The 15343-nt window shown below is 36.9% G+C and carries 16 protein-coding genes and 2 rRNA genes; 6 read left to right on the plus strand and 12 right to left on the minus strand.

Annotated features, from left to right (window positions below; genetic code table 11):
• Positions 1–5 precede the first annotated feature (5 nt).
• From WAX74_RS10895 to WAX74_RS10905, 3 genes are read left to right on the plus strand one after another with little or no spacing between them, the layout of a single operon-like run.
• Complete coding sequence (locus WAX74_RS10895) at positions 6–752, plus strand: ABC transporter permease (protein ID WP_336497686.1); 747 nt, start codon at positions 6–8, stop codon at positions 750–752.
• A gap of 48 nt (positions 753–800) precedes the next feature.
• Positions 801–1259 (plus strand): LytTR family DNA-binding domain-containing protein, encoded by a 459-nt coding sequence (locus tag WAX74_RS10900; protein WP_336497687.1) that lies wholly within the window; start codon positions 801–803, stop codon positions 1257–1259.
• The gene (locus WAX74_RS10905) at positions 1256–1666 is read left to right on the plus strand and encodes a DUF3021 domain-containing protein (RefSeq protein ID WP_336497688.1); all 411 of its coding nucleotides are present in this window, start codon (positions 1256–1258) and stop codon (positions 1664–1666) included. The genes WAX74_RS10900 and WAX74_RS10905 overlap by 4 nt, the downstream gene beginning before the upstream one ends.
• Positions 1667–2184: 518 nt before the next feature.
• Here WAX74_RS10905 and WAX74_RS10910 read toward each other — a convergent pair.
• Together WAX74_RS10910 and WAX74_RS10915 are read right to left on the minus strand one after the other, a co-directional pair.
• Positions 2185–3348, minus strand: a complete 1164-nt coding sequence (locus WAX74_RS10910; RefSeq protein ID WP_336497689.1) for a PstS family phosphate ABC transporter substrate-binding protein — start codon at positions 3346–3348, stop codon at positions 2185–2187.
• 383 nt (positions 3349–3731) lie between these two features.
• On the minus strand, positions 3732–4346 hold the full coding sequence (locus tag WAX74_RS10915; protein ID WP_336497690.1) for a PH domain-containing protein: 615 nt from the start codon (positions 4344–4346) through the stop codon (positions 3732–3734).
• Positions 4347–4463: 117 nt separating this feature from the next.
• Here WAX74_RS10915 and WAX74_RS10920 point away from each other — a divergent pair, with 117 nt between their 5' ends.
• Complete coding sequence (locus tag WAX74_RS10920; protein ID WP_336497691.1) at positions 4464–6626, plus strand: M28 family peptidase; 2163 nt, start codon at positions 4464–4466, stop codon at positions 6624–6626.
• A 54-nt stretch (positions 6627–6680) separates the two neighbouring features.
• Here WAX74_RS10920 and WAX74_RS10925 read toward each other — a convergent pair whose 3' ends face one another.
• Entirely contained in the window at positions 6681–7640 is a 960-nt protein-coding gene (locus WAX74_RS10925) for a D-2-hydroxyacid dehydrogenase family protein (RefSeq protein ID WP_336497692.1), read from the minus strand.
• 18 nt (positions 7641–7658) lie between these two features.
• Complete coding sequence (locus tag WAX74_RS10930; RefSeq protein WP_336497693.1) at positions 7659–8393, minus strand: sulfite exporter TauE/SafE family protein; 735 nt, start codon at positions 8391–8393, stop codon at positions 7659–7661.
• Between the two features lie 162 nt (positions 8394–8555).
• Here WAX74_RS10930 and WAX74_RS10935 point away from each other — a divergent pair, with 162 nt between their 5' ends.
• Positions 8556–9551 (plus strand): PQQ-dependent sugar dehydrogenase, encoded by a 996-nt coding sequence (locus WAX74_RS10935; RefSeq protein WP_336497694.1) that lies wholly within the window; start codon positions 8556–8558, stop codon positions 9549–9551.
• Between the two features lie 4 nt (positions 9552–9555).
• On the opposite strand, the gene WAX74_RS10940 is transcribed toward WAX74_RS10935, so the two are convergent.
• Genes WAX74_RS10940 through WAX74_RS10960 form a run of 5 tightly spaced genes read right to left on the minus strand, consistent with a single transcriptional unit; the run spans position 9556 to position 12694 of the window.
• Positions 9556–10026: a GNAT family N-acetyltransferase gene (locus WAX74_RS10940; protein WP_336497695.1), complete on the minus strand. Its 471-nt coding sequence runs from the start codon at positions 10024–10026 to the stop codon at positions 9556–9558.
• Positions 10027–10037: 11 nt separating this feature from the next.
• Complete coding sequence (locus tag WAX74_RS10945; protein WP_336497696.1) at positions 10038–10733, minus strand: hypothetical protein; 696 nt, start codon at positions 10731–10733, stop codon at positions 10038–10040.
• Entirely contained in the window at positions 10730–11461 is a 732-nt protein-coding gene (locus WAX74_RS10950; protein ID WP_336497697.1) for a hypothetical protein, read from the minus strand. Before WAX74_RS10950 ends, WAX74_RS10945 begins: the two co-directional genes overlap by 4 nt.
• On the minus strand, positions 11445–12326 hold the full coding sequence (locus tag WAX74_RS10955) for an ABC transporter ATP-binding protein (RefSeq protein ID WP_336497698.1): 882 nt from the start codon (positions 12324–12326) through the stop codon (positions 11445–11447). Before WAX74_RS10955 ends, WAX74_RS10950 begins: the two co-directional genes overlap by 17 nt.
• A complete protein-coding gene (locus WAX74_RS10960; RefSeq protein WP_336497699.1) occupies positions 12323–12694 on the minus strand; it encodes a GntR family transcriptional regulator in 372 nt (123 codons plus the stop codon). The genes WAX74_RS10955 and WAX74_RS10960 overlap by 4 nt, the downstream gene beginning before the upstream one ends.
• 370 nt (positions 12695–13064) lie before the next feature.
• Between WAX74_RS10960 and WAX74_RS10965 the strand changes: the two genes are divergently transcribed.
• Positions 13065–13418, plus strand: coding sequence for a VOC family protein (locus WAX74_RS10965; RefSeq protein WP_336497700.1), 354 nt, complete (start codon positions 13065–13067; stop codon positions 13416–13418).
• A 180-nt stretch (positions 13419–13598) separates the two neighbouring features.
• Here WAX74_RS10965 and WAX74_RS10970 read toward each other — a convergent pair whose 3' ends face one another.
• From WAX74_RS10970 to WAX74_RS10980, 3 genes are all read right to left on the minus strand, one after another.
• A complete protein-coding gene (locus tag WAX74_RS10970; protein ID WP_336497701.1) occupies positions 13599–14549 on the minus strand; it encodes a nuclease-related domain-containing protein in 951 nt (316 codons plus the stop codon).
• 505 nt (positions 14550–15054) lie between these two features.
• Positions 15055–15170, minus strand: a 5S ribosomal RNA gene (rrf, locus tag WAX74_RS10975).
• Between the two features lie 56 nt (positions 15171–15226).
• Positions 15227–15343, minus strand: a 23S ribosomal RNA gene (locus WAX74_RS10980); the annotation flags it as partial.

The following is a 15343-nucleotide window of genomic DNA, read 5'->3' on the forward strand; positions in this document are numbered from 1 at the left end:
TTTAAATGTTAGCAACACAATTAAAATACGATTTATTAATGTTCACAAGAGAAATCTTTTATTTAGTTTTCACGGTTGTCGTTCCACCTGCTACGTATATTTTTATGGGGCAATTATATGGAAACCAAACATATGGCGCAAACTTAAGCTATGCCCAAACCTATACCCCATCCTTTATCTTACTTATTACTTTTACGGTTGTATTTTTCGCTTATGGCTTTGATCAAGTAATGCAACGGACGACAGGCATCGAGAAAAGGATCAGTCTATCCCCTGTTCCGAGAAAAACGCTTTTATTTTCCAACATTCTCCGCTCCATCATTATTACAAGCCTAGGATATGTGTTTATATTTTTGATAGGTATGCTTATGTATGATTTACAGATCCATTTGCAAGATGCTCTGTCCTCGTATGCGTTTTTCATTTTAATAAATGCTGCGCTTCTTATCTTGGCATCTGTTATTTATTCCTTCTTTCAAAATATGAATAGTGCGCTTGTATTTTCGATCGTCATCTTCCAAATCGTTATGCTTACTGGCGGATTTGCAATGCCTATCTCCATGATGCCGAAGTTTGTGCAAGTTATTGCGGACGTTAATCCGTTGTATCATATGAATAATCTATTTATCGCAGTTTGGAATGGGCAGCTTAACTTTGACAGCAACACCCTCACTTCCATCTTTTATATAGTTGCACTGGTTATTGCTTCTTTAATTATTTTACGGATCCAAAACAAACGAAAAATGATATAGCCTGCTATCTATGAAACGATTACACTAATGTGGAGAGGGGTGTAAGTGTTGAAAGTTTCATTGAACATAGATGGAGATTTTAAAGAGACCAAAGTAACAATCGAAACACCAAAGCTGGATGAATCTGTACAAGAATTACTTGACTATATAAAGGGGCGAGAAACAGAATTCCTTGTGGGGAAAGTCGGAGAAATGCAGCATATTTTACAACCTTCCGATATTCACTACTTCCATACAGAAAAAGAAGCAGTCATCGCCGTTACTACTTCTGGTTCTTATAAATTAAAAGAAAAACTTTACGAACTAGAGGAATTACTTCCCTCTAATAAATTTATCCGCCTATCAAAATCCGTTATTGCAAACCTGCATGAATTAAGCCGTTTTGAAGCATCATTCAACGGAACACTTTGCGTACATTTCAAATCAGGTGCAAAGGAATATGTTTCCCGAACCTATGTAAACTCAATTAAAGATGCACTAAAGATGAATAGGAGGAAAAGTGAATGAAGACGTTTCTTTTTCGAAGCATGATCGGCATTTTCTTTGGGGCTTTCTTAGCCGTCATATTTACTAATTTAGTAGTACTTTTTGGAGAAAAAGATATGATAGACGGGCAAATGTTTTTGAAGAATTCGCTAGGCTCTATTTTTTGTGGATGGTTTTTCACGGTGAGCCCACTCTATTTTGAAAATCCAAACTTACGTTTAGCCCAACAGACAGGACTACACTTTCTAACCGTAATTATTTTGTATTTTATATTAGCGTTTGGAATAGGCTGGGTTCCATTTGAATGGTCTAGCTTCTTATCCGCAATTGTACTATTTATCGGATTTTATTTAATTTTTTGGACCTCCTTCTATCTGTATTTCCGAAACCAAGCGAAGAAATTGAATGAGGAATTAGATTTACTCTAATCTGGAATGCAATTTAATTTTCCGGTCTCAATTTTTTCTATCTGATCAGAAAAAATGATTATCCGGTCGAATCGGATGGTTCTGCAAGATAATCGGTTGGCTTGTCTCAATAATCGGTTGGTTCCGCCAGATAATCGGACGGCTTGCCTCGATAATCGGATGGTCCACGCTTAAAATCGGATGGCTCAGCATGATAGTTTTATGAAGAATGTTTTTTATTCAAAATAGCGCATTTTTTAATGTAGAAAAGAGGCTGAACGGACAGAAAGTAATTTATCCAATCACAATTTTTTCTATCCGGTCAGAAAACATGATTATCCGGTTGTATCGGATGGTTCGGCCCCATAATCGGTTGGCTTGTCTCAATAATCGGATGGCTCAGCCAGATAATCGGACGGCTTGCCTCAATAATCGGATGGTCCTCGCTTAAAATCGGATGGCTCAGCAAAATAAAAGTAGCCAAAGTTTAAACATCCAATCACAACAAGAGCTCCCAAAATTGAAATTGGGAGCTCTTTTCATTTTGCTATTGGAACGTACCCAGCCTTCTCAACTAATTCCTGCCCTTGCTCAGACAGAATCCATTCGATCAGCTTCTCAACATTTGGATTTTCACTTCCTGCTGTTACGATATAAAACTCCGATGCAATCGGATATGCACCTGATCGAATTGTTTCTTTCGTTGGCTCGACACCATCTATTTCTAACAGTTTAATCTTTTCGTTTCCTACCATTTCAGTCGAATAAAAATGGAAGGTATAGCCAATTGCATTTTTAAAGTTTTTATACTGCGATACTTCATTAATAATTCCTCCCATTCCAGTGGCAATATCTTCAGTTGGTGCCTCCATAATTGGAGTATCCCCCATTAAGTTTTCGAGTGCAGTTTGGCTTCCGCTATCTGCCGGACGTTGGAAGGCTCGTATAGAATCATTGTCCCCTCCGACCTCTTTCCAATTTGTCACTTTTCCTGAGTAGATATCCTTTATCTGCTCCATTGTCAGTCCATTTACTTTATTTTTTTGATTGACGAAAAAGACAAACGCCTCTCTTCCTATTGGCGTCAATTTCAGCTCTTTTCCTTGTTGCTTCGCTTTAGTGAGCTGTGCTTTAGAAGGAGCTGCGACAAAAATCATGTCTACCTTTCCATAAATTAAGTTGTCGTAGGCGGCTGGTGTTGTATTAACCATCACTGCACTATCATATGGATTATAATCTCTTTTTGGATATGTAGCCTGAACAAAGGCAGAATATAAGGGATATAATGCTGTAGCTCCATCCATTCTCGGCAACTGGTCAGTAAGTTGTATAGTTGGATCCTCTTCTAATGTTGCTACTTCTTGTGAATCCGAAAAAGGTGTATAGACATCAACATTAATTTCCGCATCCACCATTTCAATTCGTTTTGTATATTCATGCTGAATCAGTGGAACAGTACTCAATAAAATCGCTAAAACGACAATACTTGCGAAAATCACCTTACGCTGCTTCGTTTGATAGAAATGAAATACAAGTAAAACAAAAAAGATATATAACACAATTGCTACTGTAATTATAATAGGGACAAAATGTATGTTTCCTGACACTACTGTAATTAAAAGAGCTCCAATAGTTAAAAAAATCATCCCGATAAGAATAAAAATTGCACTTAAAATTCGTTCAAATAATGAAAATTCCTTCAATTTATAACCTCCCCCTCTTTGGATAATTCTACAAACTAGTGGGAAATCCTTTTATAATTTGTCACAGATATATTAGTGGGGATTTTATCTATCCGGTTATGTTTTTATTGTCCGGACGGAAATTTTTCTATACGGTCAGAAAAAAACTAATCGGTTGAATCGGATGGTTCAGTCAGATAATCGGTTGGTTTGTCTCAATAATCGGATGGTTCGGCTAGATTATCGGATGGCTTCCCTTAATAATCGGTTGGTCCACGCATAAAATCGGATGGCTCAGCAAGATAGCTAGATTAAGACACGTTTTTGATTTCAAATTACCCAATTTTAATCATCCGGTCACAAAAAAAGCCTCCGATATTTATCGGAGGCTCTTCTTGTTTATTTCAATCATTAATATACAGTTCAAATACATCTGCAAAATCTTTTTTGACGTATTTATCTTTTTGATCAAGTAGCCAATTCGTTGAGAAGCGAGTAATTTCTTCAAATGAACTAGCAGGAGTGACTTCACGACTTTCGATTTTACCGATCGATTGTGCCGCATAGCCTAAGCTATTTTGTGCAATTTCGTATTTCTTTACGTTTTCTTTCATTTCCACAGAAATGGTGTGGATTACTTTATATAGGTCTTTTATTTCGGTGGAGAATTTTTTATGGATGTCGATTGATAGCGGAACATTGCCGATTGTGAATTTGATTTCTACATCTAGATCAATGGTTCCGGCAGTTTCTAGTGCAACATCTGTGATTGGGTGATAAGCAAAGTCGTATCTTCTCAGCAGTCTCTTCTTGCTCATTGCGTTTTGACCGTCTACATGAATAAGTGCTTTGTTCGTAAAGCAATATTCATCTGCTTTTGTTTTAATAAGGAAATAAATAACTTCACCTGATTCGTGCATTACAAAGTCGTCTGATTCGGTTTTATCAAATTCTGTCTTTGGTACAACAATTCCAATATCCGATAAACCTAGTGCGTCTGATGCGAGTTTTTTTAGCATTTATTTTACCCCCTTGATTTTATACTAATTTAAGATTATCATAGTTTAGCTTGGGCATTAAAGGGAATTATTAACTTTAAAGAATTATTTAAATTTTTTGTAAAGGAATGTGGTCAATTGAAAAAGTTAGTTAGCTGCCTTACTTTGGCGATGTTAGTTGGTATATCGCTCGTAGCATGTACTCCAAAAGAGGAATCTTCTGATGTGAAAGAAGAGAATATCCAAGAAGGAAAGGATGTTACTTTGGAAGGTAAAAATGAAAATTATCTATCTGCAGTAGATGTGGATTATGGTTATGAATTCACGAAAAGCTTAGAGGAATTTAAGTCCAATGAAAAACTAGGATATCGCACTGCTGGATCCGAGGCAGAGTTGAAAACTGGAGAAAAAATTGGGGAAGAAATGAAGAAAATTGGACTTACTGAAGTGACCAAAGATGAGTTTACATTAGACACTTGGGAATTCGAAAAAGCTGATTTGACTTTCACTGATGAAAATGGGAAAGAGCATTTAGCTGTTTTGGGTGGTTACCAAGTAAATTTTGATACTAATGGCGTGAAGGAATTGGATATCGTCTATGGAGGTAAAGCTACTGCAGAAGATCTTGCTGGACTCGATATTGAAGGTAAACTTGTTTTGATAGATATCAACCAACGTGAGGAATGGTGGATTAGTTACCCTGCCTATCAAGCACATTTAAAAGGTGCAGCAGCAGTAATTGCTGTACAAGAAGCCGGATATGGTGAAGTGGACCCAGATGCTTTAAATGCCCAAGACATCTGTGGACCGGATGATGCCCCTGCATTTTCCATGTCCCAAACTGACGGAAATAGTTTGAAGAAAGCGTTAGAAGCTAGTGAGAATGGCTCGATTAAAGTTAAATTTGATGCAAAATCAACCGTGAAAATGGATGGAAAATCATATAACTATTACGGTAAAATCATCGGGAAAGATCCGGAATCTTATATTATTCTTTCAGCACATTATGATTCTTATTTTACTGGATTCCAGGATGACAATGCAGCAATCGGTTTGATGATGGGCGTTGCAAAAGGTTTAGTCGATAGCGGATATAAACCAGAGAAAACAATTATTTTTAATGCACTTGCTGCAGAAGAATGGGGCGTTTCGAACACTCGTTATGACTGGTCAACAGGCGCTTACAATCAAATCTTTAATATCCATCCAGAATGGGTTGGAAAAGCATTTGCCAATATGAACTTTGAACTTCCCGCTTATGAACATACTACCCAAGACGAAATTCGCTCCGTTTATGAGTTAAATAAATATTTAACAAAATTTGCAGAGAAAGTCCCAGCAGTAGATGGTGTGTATAAAGACGGTATTTCTGTCATATCTCCACTACGTACTTGGTCTGATGACTTCTCATTTGGTATTGCTGGAGTTCCGGCACTACGTAATGATTTCCAAGATAGTGATTTCATGCGTTCGCATTATCACTCACAATTTGATAATGTAGAAACGTATAATGAAGATGCTTTTAAATTCCATTTGAATTTATATGGTTTACTCACTATGCATTATGATCAAACTGCAGTCGTACCACTAGACTTCACAAATCGATTACAAGTATTAAAGGAAAAAATTAATGCAGAAACATTTGAAAAAGCGGCCGTTTCTTCGGACGAGCTTGTTGCAGAAATCGATAATACGCTAGCAGTAACAGATGAAGTTAATACAAAAGTTGCTAAGATTAATGAAGATTATCTAGCTGCTTTAACAGAAGGCGACACTGAAGCGGTTAAAAAGCTATACGATGAAAGCCGTGAGTTAAATAGTGGCTTACTTGCTGCATTTAAATATGCAGAAGATAATTTCACTCGTTTAACATGGGAAGACGTTTTAATATTCCCTCACGAACATGCACAAAATAATATTGATAATTTAACATTATCAATTGATGCGTTAAACCAAGGTGATATCGCTACCCCACTGGACGAATACCTATGGGCAATTGATAACAACTGGTACGCATATGATTTTGAAAAAGAAGTATTTGATTATTTCACGGACTATGTGCTTGAAGCTCCTAAGGAAAAACTGATGTGGGGTGAAGGCAAAATCGTAGGACACGAAGACCTATTTGATACAATTAAATCACTGAAAGAAAAAAGAGATCAAAGTAATGCGGATGTGTCTGCAGAGATCTCAACATTAAATGAAACATTAGTAAGACAAAAGGAATTATTAAAAACAACCGTTTCCGACGAAACTGCTAGTGTAAAAGAGCTTGGCGAGATGTTGGCTGAATTAAAATAAATCGAAAAAGCTGTCCATTGGAGTAATACGCTCTATGGACAGCTTTTTTCTTATTTAATTCAACAGCCGAATAACCTTCCCTTTCAAGAACGCCTGGATATCCTCTACTGTTTCCTGAAAATACGTGCTGTAATTTCTTTCGCTCACATAACCAAGATGAGGGGTTGCAACCACATTTGATAGCGTTCGGAATGGATGACTTACTGGAAGTGGTTCGAGTTCATATACATCTATCCCTGCTCCTGCGATCCAGTTTTCCTGTAATGCCTCTATGAGAGCATGTTGGTCGACGATTGATGCGCGAGAAGTATTAATAAGAAAAGCGGAGGGTTTCATTAACTTCAATTCATTCTTTCCAATCAATCCTCTTGTTCGATCACTTAGTACAAGATGAATAGAAACAAAGTCACTCGTAGCTAATAACTCTTCTTTCGAAGCTGCAAGTTTCACACCAAGTTTGTCAGTTTGTTCTTTCGTTAAGTTTTGACTCCACGCCATAACCTCCATACCGAATGCCTGGCCGATTACTGCCATCTTACTGCCTATTTTTCCAAGTCCAAGAATCCCAAGACGCCTACCATATAAATCGGACCCAACTGTACTCTGCCAAGGTCCATTATTTCGAAACTCATAATTTTCTTTTGTAATATGGCGAGCGAGATTTAAGATAAGAGCCCACGTTAGCTCGGTTGGAGGCTCAGACATGCTTGCTGTTCCACAAACACTTACTCCGTTTTTAGTCGCAGCCGTAAGGTCAATCGATGCGTTTCTCATGCCCGATGTGATAAGTAATTTTAAATGTGGGAGATTATCAAATACAGAGGCCGTAAATGATGTACGCTCACGCATAATCACTACAATTTCAAAGTCACGTATAGCATGAACGAGTTCCTCTTCACTTTCAATATGATTAGGAAAAGATTTCACCTCTACCCTGTCTAAAATACTGGACCAGTCAGCCATATTAAGTGCGACATGTTGATAATCATCTAGAATTGCACAACGTATTTTCATTCTTTATCTCCCCCAGTTTTATTTAAAAAAGTCGACCATAATTTGCAAGATTAAAAGAACTGTTACTAATCTAAGAAGTGGTTTTACATGTTGGGTTTTTAATTTGCGAGCTAGTCTTACTCCAAGCTGCGCACCTACAATGGCTCCAAGCATCAAAGCTAAGGTGAGTGGCCAGATGATTTTACCTGTTGAGATATACGTGATAGCAGATCCAAAACAACTTGCAAAGACCCCAATTCTTGCTAAGCCTATTGCTCGAATATAAGCAATCTTTTGGCTTGCATATAAGTACATTGCAAGTGTGCTGCTTCCTGGACCAAACATCCCGTCATACATTCCTATGCCAAGTAATGCAGGGCCAGTTTTTTTATTTACATTAAACTGTTCAGTTCCATCAAAATTACCGTTACTTACGAAGGAAGTTATAAATGCAAAGCTTAATAAAATTATTGCAATGATTGTAAGTGTACTTCCACTCAATAAGGAGGCAATCAATCCACCTAATACGCCTCCGCCTAAACAAAACGCAAGGACAGATAATGCTTCTTTCACTGAAATTTCCTTTTGCTTAAAAATGACAAGAAAACTTGAGAGTGAACTGACCGTATTGGAAACCTTGTTCGCACCGATTGCTGAATGCACTGGTAATCCCATAAGTAACATCGTCGGTAAGCTTATCAGTCCCCCTCCTCCGACCAATGTACCAACTACATTACCTGCAATTCCAATTAAAAAAAATATGAAAAATTCCATTGTAAAGCCTTCTTTCTAAACTTCTAACGTATATTTAGCTTACCCTTCTATTCTTGATAAGTAAATTCGATTGTTTTTATGGATTTACATAGGAAAAACTTATAGAAATTAGAAGGAGAATGAATAAGACAAAGGGAAGATGTATAGTAGGAGGGATAAACAATGAAGAAATTAATACTCTTATCACTCATTTTATTTGGCTGTACAAATGAACCCAGTTCAGATAGCGATGTAATTGCCGAGAAAGTAGCGACCAACTTAAATATTCCATGGTCAATCAATCAACACGATAACATATTCTATATATCCGAACGAGTAGGTACTATTGCAAGAGTAAGTGATGGTAAAGTCACGCATGAAGAAGTGATACTTTCCAATAGTTTGTCTGACGCATCTGAGGCTGGTTTACTTGGGTTTGTATTAAAGAATGATTTTGAAAATTCAAAGGAAGCCTTTGCTTATTATACGTATGATGAAAATGGGGAGTCCTTCAACCGAGTAGTGACCGTCAAATTAGAAAATGACATTTGGCGAGAGACTGCTGTTCATTTAGACGGTATCCCTACAGGCAATATCCATCACGGCGGTCGGCTAGAAATCGGACCAGATGGACTTCTTTATATTACTATTGGGGATGCAGGAAATCCCGAGAATGCCCAAGACCCCTCTTCCCTAAACGGAAAAATAATTCAAATGAAGGAAGATGGTACCTTTGAGATTTATACTTCCGGCCATCGGAATCCACAAGGACTGTCATGGGATAAGAAAGGAAAGCTTTACGAAGCCGAACATGGACAATCCGCTAATGATGAAGTCAATTTAATCGAGCAGGAAAAAAATTATGGCTATCCAATTATACAAGGCACGGAAAGGGGAAATGGTTATGTTACACCTATCGTCACTTCCGGTGCCAACGAAACATGGGCTCCCTCAGGTATAACCATTCATAAAGGAAAATTATATGTAGCTACCCTTCGAGGAGAAGCAGTAAAAGTAATAAACATCTCTACTGGAGAAGTGGATCGTTCCATCACAGGATTTGGACGTGTACGAGATGTCTATTCAGACGGAGAATCTCTATATTTTGTTACGAACAATACAGATGGTCGTGGGTCACCTCGGGAAGATGACGATGTACTCTATCGATTGATAGAGTAATCTTCTATACTCGCAGGCACATCGCAATTTGCACCCCGGACCTTCCTGTAAATCGTCTGCCCTCATCAATAAAACCAGACTTTAAATAGACGGATTGTGCAGCCTTATTCGCTTCATTAACACCTAGAACGATTTGATCTACTAACGGAAAATGTTCTTTTACAAATTCCGTTAGTAGATTCATAGATATTTTAGCGATTCCACGACCTTGAAATGACGGATGTACCGAATAACCGCGAAGTAAAATGCTCGCTTGGCGATCCGTGTAGTTGAACTTGTCATCTCCTGTATCTAGGACGAAAAAACCTGCTACTTTTTCATCTTCTTTTATTACGATAGGCGTATACGTGTAATTGTTCTCACTACGTTCCAATAGTTCAAGGGGATGCCCTGTGAATCCTAGCTGCTCCTCCGAAAGCGGATAATTCTCTAATGCTGTTCGATGTGTTATTTCATATTTAGCTAGTGCAATCATTAATTCTCCTCCTAATACAGTTGTAACCCCATCTCATCCACTACGTTAATATGTTTTGGAACTTTCAAGTATACATATGTTTCTCCCTGTACTCTTCCTGACTCAATGCTTGGTAAAATATCATTGATCGTAAATAGTGCTAGATTGTTAGAAAAACGATAATACTTAAACTCTTGTTTGGTAGGCTCTTCAATTATTAATTGATTCTCTTCCCATTTAACTTTGGAAAATGGAATTCTATCTTTCATATTCATTCCATAAATAAATATATTTGTTCGATAAACTTTACCTTCTACTTGCTGCTCCTTCGAGTCAGTCCATTCCACATATACCTTTGCCGTTAGATAATCTGAATTAGATGTTACTACATGGAGTGTATCTCCTTCTACCTCGTGCGTCCATTCTTCGACTAGAAAATCATTTTTAAGCTTGCTTACTTCATTTTTTCTAAACGCTTCATCAAATACTTGATTTTCATTTTCAAGCTTTTCTAATTCATTTAATGTAATTACTTCTTCCGAATTATCAGGTAAAAATTCGTACACGACAACCGCTAAAAAAAGAACACTTATATAACTTAGAATAATTCCTTTTGCCAGGCCTTTAGTTAAAATAATACGCTTCGATAAGTTCTTCATCCCAATACGAATAAACCAAGAAAAAAGTAGAATTAATAGTATGGGTATGAACGCCATAATCACTGTCATGCTCTAACCTCCAGTCGATTAGAGATTGCTATCGCAATTCCAAAGAAAACAATCGTCATAAAAATTAGATTAACAATTAATAACCATGTAGATTCATTCATAAAGAGAATTTGAATAAGTGTTTGCCCAATCTCAGTAGTCAGTATAGATAGCACAATAATGGGGATTACTAACAAAAATAGTCTACTATTTTGTATAAGCATTCCAGCTAAATAACCGCCCGACGAAAGACTCAAAATCAATAAAGTAATAACAAGCATCGTACCAATCGAACTAAAGGGTTCATCGAAAACACCTGGACTTTTCGTATACTCTGTACTACCAAATATAGAAAGATATACACGTAAAACATTGTTAGATAAAAAAGTGGTCACTCCAGCAAATATACTAATCATTAGAAGGACAAGGATATTGGCTAAATTACTGCTTAGTCGAGTAGTAACAAAAGAGAAATCGTCATAACGATATGCTCTTGTCGTAATAAGATTTCCTACAAAAAGAGCCCAAATTGCTACAAAAACAAATACTAAATCATTTGAAATTGTAATCACTTGGATTTGGATATTGTTAACACTAGTTCCCCGTGTACTCGAACCGTTCGTAGAAAACAGAAGACCTATTAGCTGCACGAAAATGAGCGATAATAATGCTCCCATGTAAGCGTTTATCTTGAACCTAACCTGTGCCCTAACCACTTTTCCAAGAGTACTATTAGTTAAAAACATCATCAATTCCTCCTTTCGAATCACTTGTTATATACATACAAATATCACTTGGCGAAATTGGCTTTGTACTAACTCCTTCCAGGTTCATGGGTCCATCCTTCTTCACCACAGTATATAGAAGTTGATCATTCATTTGTTTGGTATGTAGAATCTCCATTTGAGATGTAAACTCTATCACTTTTTCTATAGGGCCCTGAATTCCAACTGCATACTCTTTCACCTCTTCTAGGGATTTGTGAAAAACTACTTTGCCTTTATGAATCAAAAGAATATCTTCTAGTAAATGTTCAATTTCGGCTAGATGATGACTAGAAATTAATATGGTACGAGGGTGAGCTATATATTCCTTTAGCAGAGCTCTATAAAAATCAGTTCTAACAGCTTCATCCATTCCATTCGTCGGCTCATCAAACATCGTTAATTCGCAACGTGTCGCTAAACCAAAAATCATATTAAAAGTTCCTCGTGTACCTGTAGATAATTTCGAATGCTGCTGTTTTGGATTCAAATTAAAATAGTGAAATAAACGTGCCGCTAGCTGCGCATCCCATTTAGAATAAAAACTTGGGGCTATTTCCAAAATATCAGCCAATGTAAGTGAATCGGGAAAACTCATTTGATTATCTACTAAAATACTATTTGCGGATACACATAAATTATTGAAAGGATGATTAGAAAATACTCTAACATCACCAGTGTCTTCATTCACAAATCCAGCTAGTATTTTAAGTAATGTTGTTTTACCGGCACCATTACGACCAATTAACCCAGTAATTTTATGATCTTCTATTTGAAATGTTATATCTTCGAGCGCATGTATCTTCCGATAGCTCTTTTTTACATGTTGACACTCAATAACCTTCATCATTGCTCCTCCTCACATCTTTTGATTAGTTGGATGAGTTCATCTTCTGACACTGAAAGTCTCCTAGCTTCTAAAACAAGCTCCATCGCCATACGTGTCAGCGTTTCACTCCGTCTCTTTTTTATAATTGTTGCTTTTGCTTTTATCGCTACGAACATGCCTAAACCTCTTTTTTTATATAAAATCTCTTGATCTACGAGAATCGTTAAACCTTTTGCTGCAGTTGCAGGATTAATATTAAAAAGATCCGCTAATTGATATTGCGAATGTACTTTTTCATCGCTTTTAAATCGATCTGCTATAATTTCATTCTCAATCCATTCAGCAATTTGAATATAAATGGGCTTCGTACTATCTGCAGCAATATTCACTTCAGTATCCTCCTTCCGCTTAAGTTAGTACATTAGTGTTGTAATGTAGTATATACTAATTTACAAAGAAAAACCACATTCTTTTTTAGAATGTGGTTAAAAAATAATGCAATTCATTTTAAAATTCCATTTCAAAGTTTAAGTTTACTGGTTCGCTTGGCATGTCCTCCGGCACCATCATATTAGTAGAAAGTATTCTATCATCCACTTCCATAAAACTAAATTCATCCATCCACACTTCCCCAACGCCCTGAAGCATAACCCCATTTTAATAAACTAATTTATGAGGTTTTTTGATATTTTTTGCGATAGTGAAAGGAATTTTAGCAGCAGTATAGAATTAATTAAGGAGAGATGGAGGGTTTATGAAATGAAACTTGGACAAATTGCCGTAAATGTTGAAAATGTAGAACGCGCTGTTGCGTTTTATAAGAATGTTATTGGACTGCCATTATTGTTTGAAACAAATGGATTAGCATTTTTTGAGTGTGAAGATACAAGATTGCTATTAAGTCGTCCCGAAACAGAAGAATTTAATCATCCAAGCTCTATTTTGTATTTTAAAGTAGAGGATCTTAATGGAGAAGTATCAAGAATGAAAGAAGCAGGCGCTACATTTATGGATGAACCACATATGGTAGCAAAAATGGGAGAAGTGGAAACTTGGATGGCCTTCTTTAAAGACACTGAAGGCAATACCCACGCATTAATGAGTGAAATTTAAATAGGCAAGTCTCTCCTGGGAGGGGCTTGCTTTGTTTGTGACCGTATATTTGTTCAACCAACCGATTATTTTGCTGTACCATCCGATTATTTGTGCAAGCCGTCCGATTATTAGGTAGAACCATCCGATTATTTGTACTAACCGTCCGATTATTGACGTTAACCATCCGATTACTCCTTTTTACTCCCATTTCCACTGATAAATTATTTTATTGTTATTTCCGATTCTCCTTAAATTCATAGATTCTATAATTCTTAGTGACGTTTGAGTAGAATTAATATGTAAAAACTTTCTGCATTCCCTATTAGTAAGACTATTACTAATTAAACCAAACCAATCTCGTAAAGCTTTCTCATGAGCTTGACGATCTATATATCCACATGAAAGGCAATACCATCCCGCTTTTAATTTATCCATACCAAACCTCTCACATTTCCCACACTGAACCCCTGTTATCAACTCACTAGGATTAATCCCCCAATTCTTACACATAGGGTAAGGAAGATAAGACTGATGAGACTCTATAATGTTCTTTGCTAAATAGTCCATCTGATTAGCTGACATATATTCCTTTTGTGTTCGTAAGCTTCGGAGATAAACAGGAATACTGGTTGCATAAATAACATGTACATGGTCTGGAGGTTTAACAATTTTTGATTTAGTTGTACTAAATACAATCACTCCACTTACAGGTAAACTAATTCCTCGATCTTTTAACCATTCTCTAAGTAAATATATATTTCTATTTACTTGCTCTTCAGGGCTTTCAAAAGTATCCTCCTGTCCATTCTCCAACCTTCTGAATAAACAAGCTGGATCATTTTGAAAACTCAACTCCCCAATTATATTTTTACATTCTAAAATAACTATTCCATATGGAGTAATAAAAACAGTATCCATTTGGAATTTACCATTTGAAGTTAGGCTCACATCATGCAATATTCGACATTCAAAAGGAAACTGGTATTTATCAAATATCTCTTCTACAATTGTTTCTCCAATAATTCCAGCTTTTGCGGAGAACATCCTGGAATTTATCAAGGACTTCATTGCATGCTCTTTTGGTAGACGGTGGTAGAGCATCTTCAATCCCATATATTTGTGTTCAATTGAACGTTTCTTAATAATCAATTCAGTTATCACCCCTTTGTTGCACCATAACATATATATTTAATATGTAAATTGTATAAAAATGACGATAATTTGATTTTGAGTATAAAAAATGATTTAAAATGAGAATTTAATCGGAAATTGTATATAAGAATTTAATTTCTGATTATTTATTACAGTCAGTAGTTGTCATTATTTCCCGGGAAATGTCGTACTTTATATTTATATAACCTTTTAATAAGACAAAAAAAGCCGCTACCGATTACTCGGTAACGACTTCTTGTTACCCTGCGACGTCTTACTCTCACAGGGGGACACCCCAACTACCATGGGCGCACGTGCTTCACTTCCGTGTTCGTGCTCCGAAAGGAGATAAACGCCAGATTTCTTTGTCAGCCGCAGTCGTTCGATTCTCGTGGAGTCTCTCTACCTTGCTTCCTAGAGCTCCTTGCTCCTTATTTGCCTTCGGTCTGTTTTTCTAGAACAAAAAAAGCCGCCACCGATTACTCGGTAACGACTTCTTGGTGCCCAGCGACGTCCTACTCTCACAGGGGGAGACCCCCAACTACCATCGGCGCTGAAGAGCTTAACTTCCGTGTTCGGTATGGGAACGGGTGTGACCTCTTCGCCATCATCACTAGACCTTGAGTTGTTCACTCAAAACTGGATAAAAGACATTGATTGCTCGAAATTCATATTTGGTTAAGTCCTCGATCGATTAGTATTCGTCAGCTGCACGTGTCGCCACGCTTCCACCCCGAACCTATCTACCTCATCGTCTTTGAGGGATCTTACTTACTTGCGTAATGGGAAAT

Source organism: Psychrobacillus mangrovi, from assembly GCF_037104765.1.
GTDB lineage: Bacteria > Bacillota > Bacilli > Bacillales_A > Planococcaceae > Psychrobacillus > Psychrobacillus mangrovi.

What these genes read in the sequence shown, in the direction of transcription:
- WAX74_RS10905 (WP_336497688.1), top strand. Translation starts at nt 1,256, where the DNA reads ATGAAGACGTTTCTTTTTCGAAGCATGATCGGCATTTTCTTTGGGGCT.
- WAX74_RS10895 (WP_336497686.1), top strand. Translation starts at nt 6, where the DNA reads ATGTTAGCAACACAATTAAAATACGATTTATTAATGTTCACAAGAGAA.
- WAX74_RS10940 (WP_336497695.1), bottom strand. Translation starts at nt 10,026, where the DNA reads ATGATTGCACTAGCTAAATATGAAATAACACATCGAACAGCATTAGAG.
- WAX74_RS10925 (WP_336497692.1), bottom strand. Translation starts at nt 7,640, where the DNA reads ATGAAAATACGTTGTGCAATTCTAGATGATTATCAACATGTCGCACTT.
- WAX74_RS10950 (WP_336497697.1), bottom strand. Translation starts at nt 11,461, where the DNA reads ATGATGTTTTTAACTAATAGTACTCTTGGAAAAGTGGTTAGGGCACAG.
- WAX74_RS10945 (WP_336497696.1), bottom strand. Translation starts at nt 10,733, where the DNA reads ATGACAGTGATTATGGCGTTCATACCCATACTATTAATTCTACTTTTT.
- WAX74_RS10930 (WP_336497693.1), bottom strand. Translation starts at nt 8,393, where the DNA reads ATGGAATTTTTCATATTTTTTTTAATTGGAATTGCAGGTAATGTAGTT.
- WAX74_RS10935 (WP_336497694.1), top strand. Translation starts at nt 8,556, where the DNA reads ATGAAGAAATTAATACTCTTATCACTCATTTTATTTGGCTGTACAAAT.
- WAX74_RS10915 (WP_336497690.1), bottom strand. Translation starts at nt 4,346, where the DNA reads ATGCTAAAAAAACTCGCATCAGACGCACTAGGTTTATCGGATATTGGA.
- WAX74_RS10955 (WP_336497698.1), bottom strand. Translation starts at nt 12,326, where the DNA reads ATGATGAAGGTTATTGAGTGTCAACATGTAAAAAAGAGCTATCGGAAG.
- WAX74_RS10965 (WP_336497700.1), top strand. Translation starts at nt 13,065, where the DNA reads ATGAAACTTGGACAAATTGCCGTAAATGTTGAAAATGTAGAACGCGCT.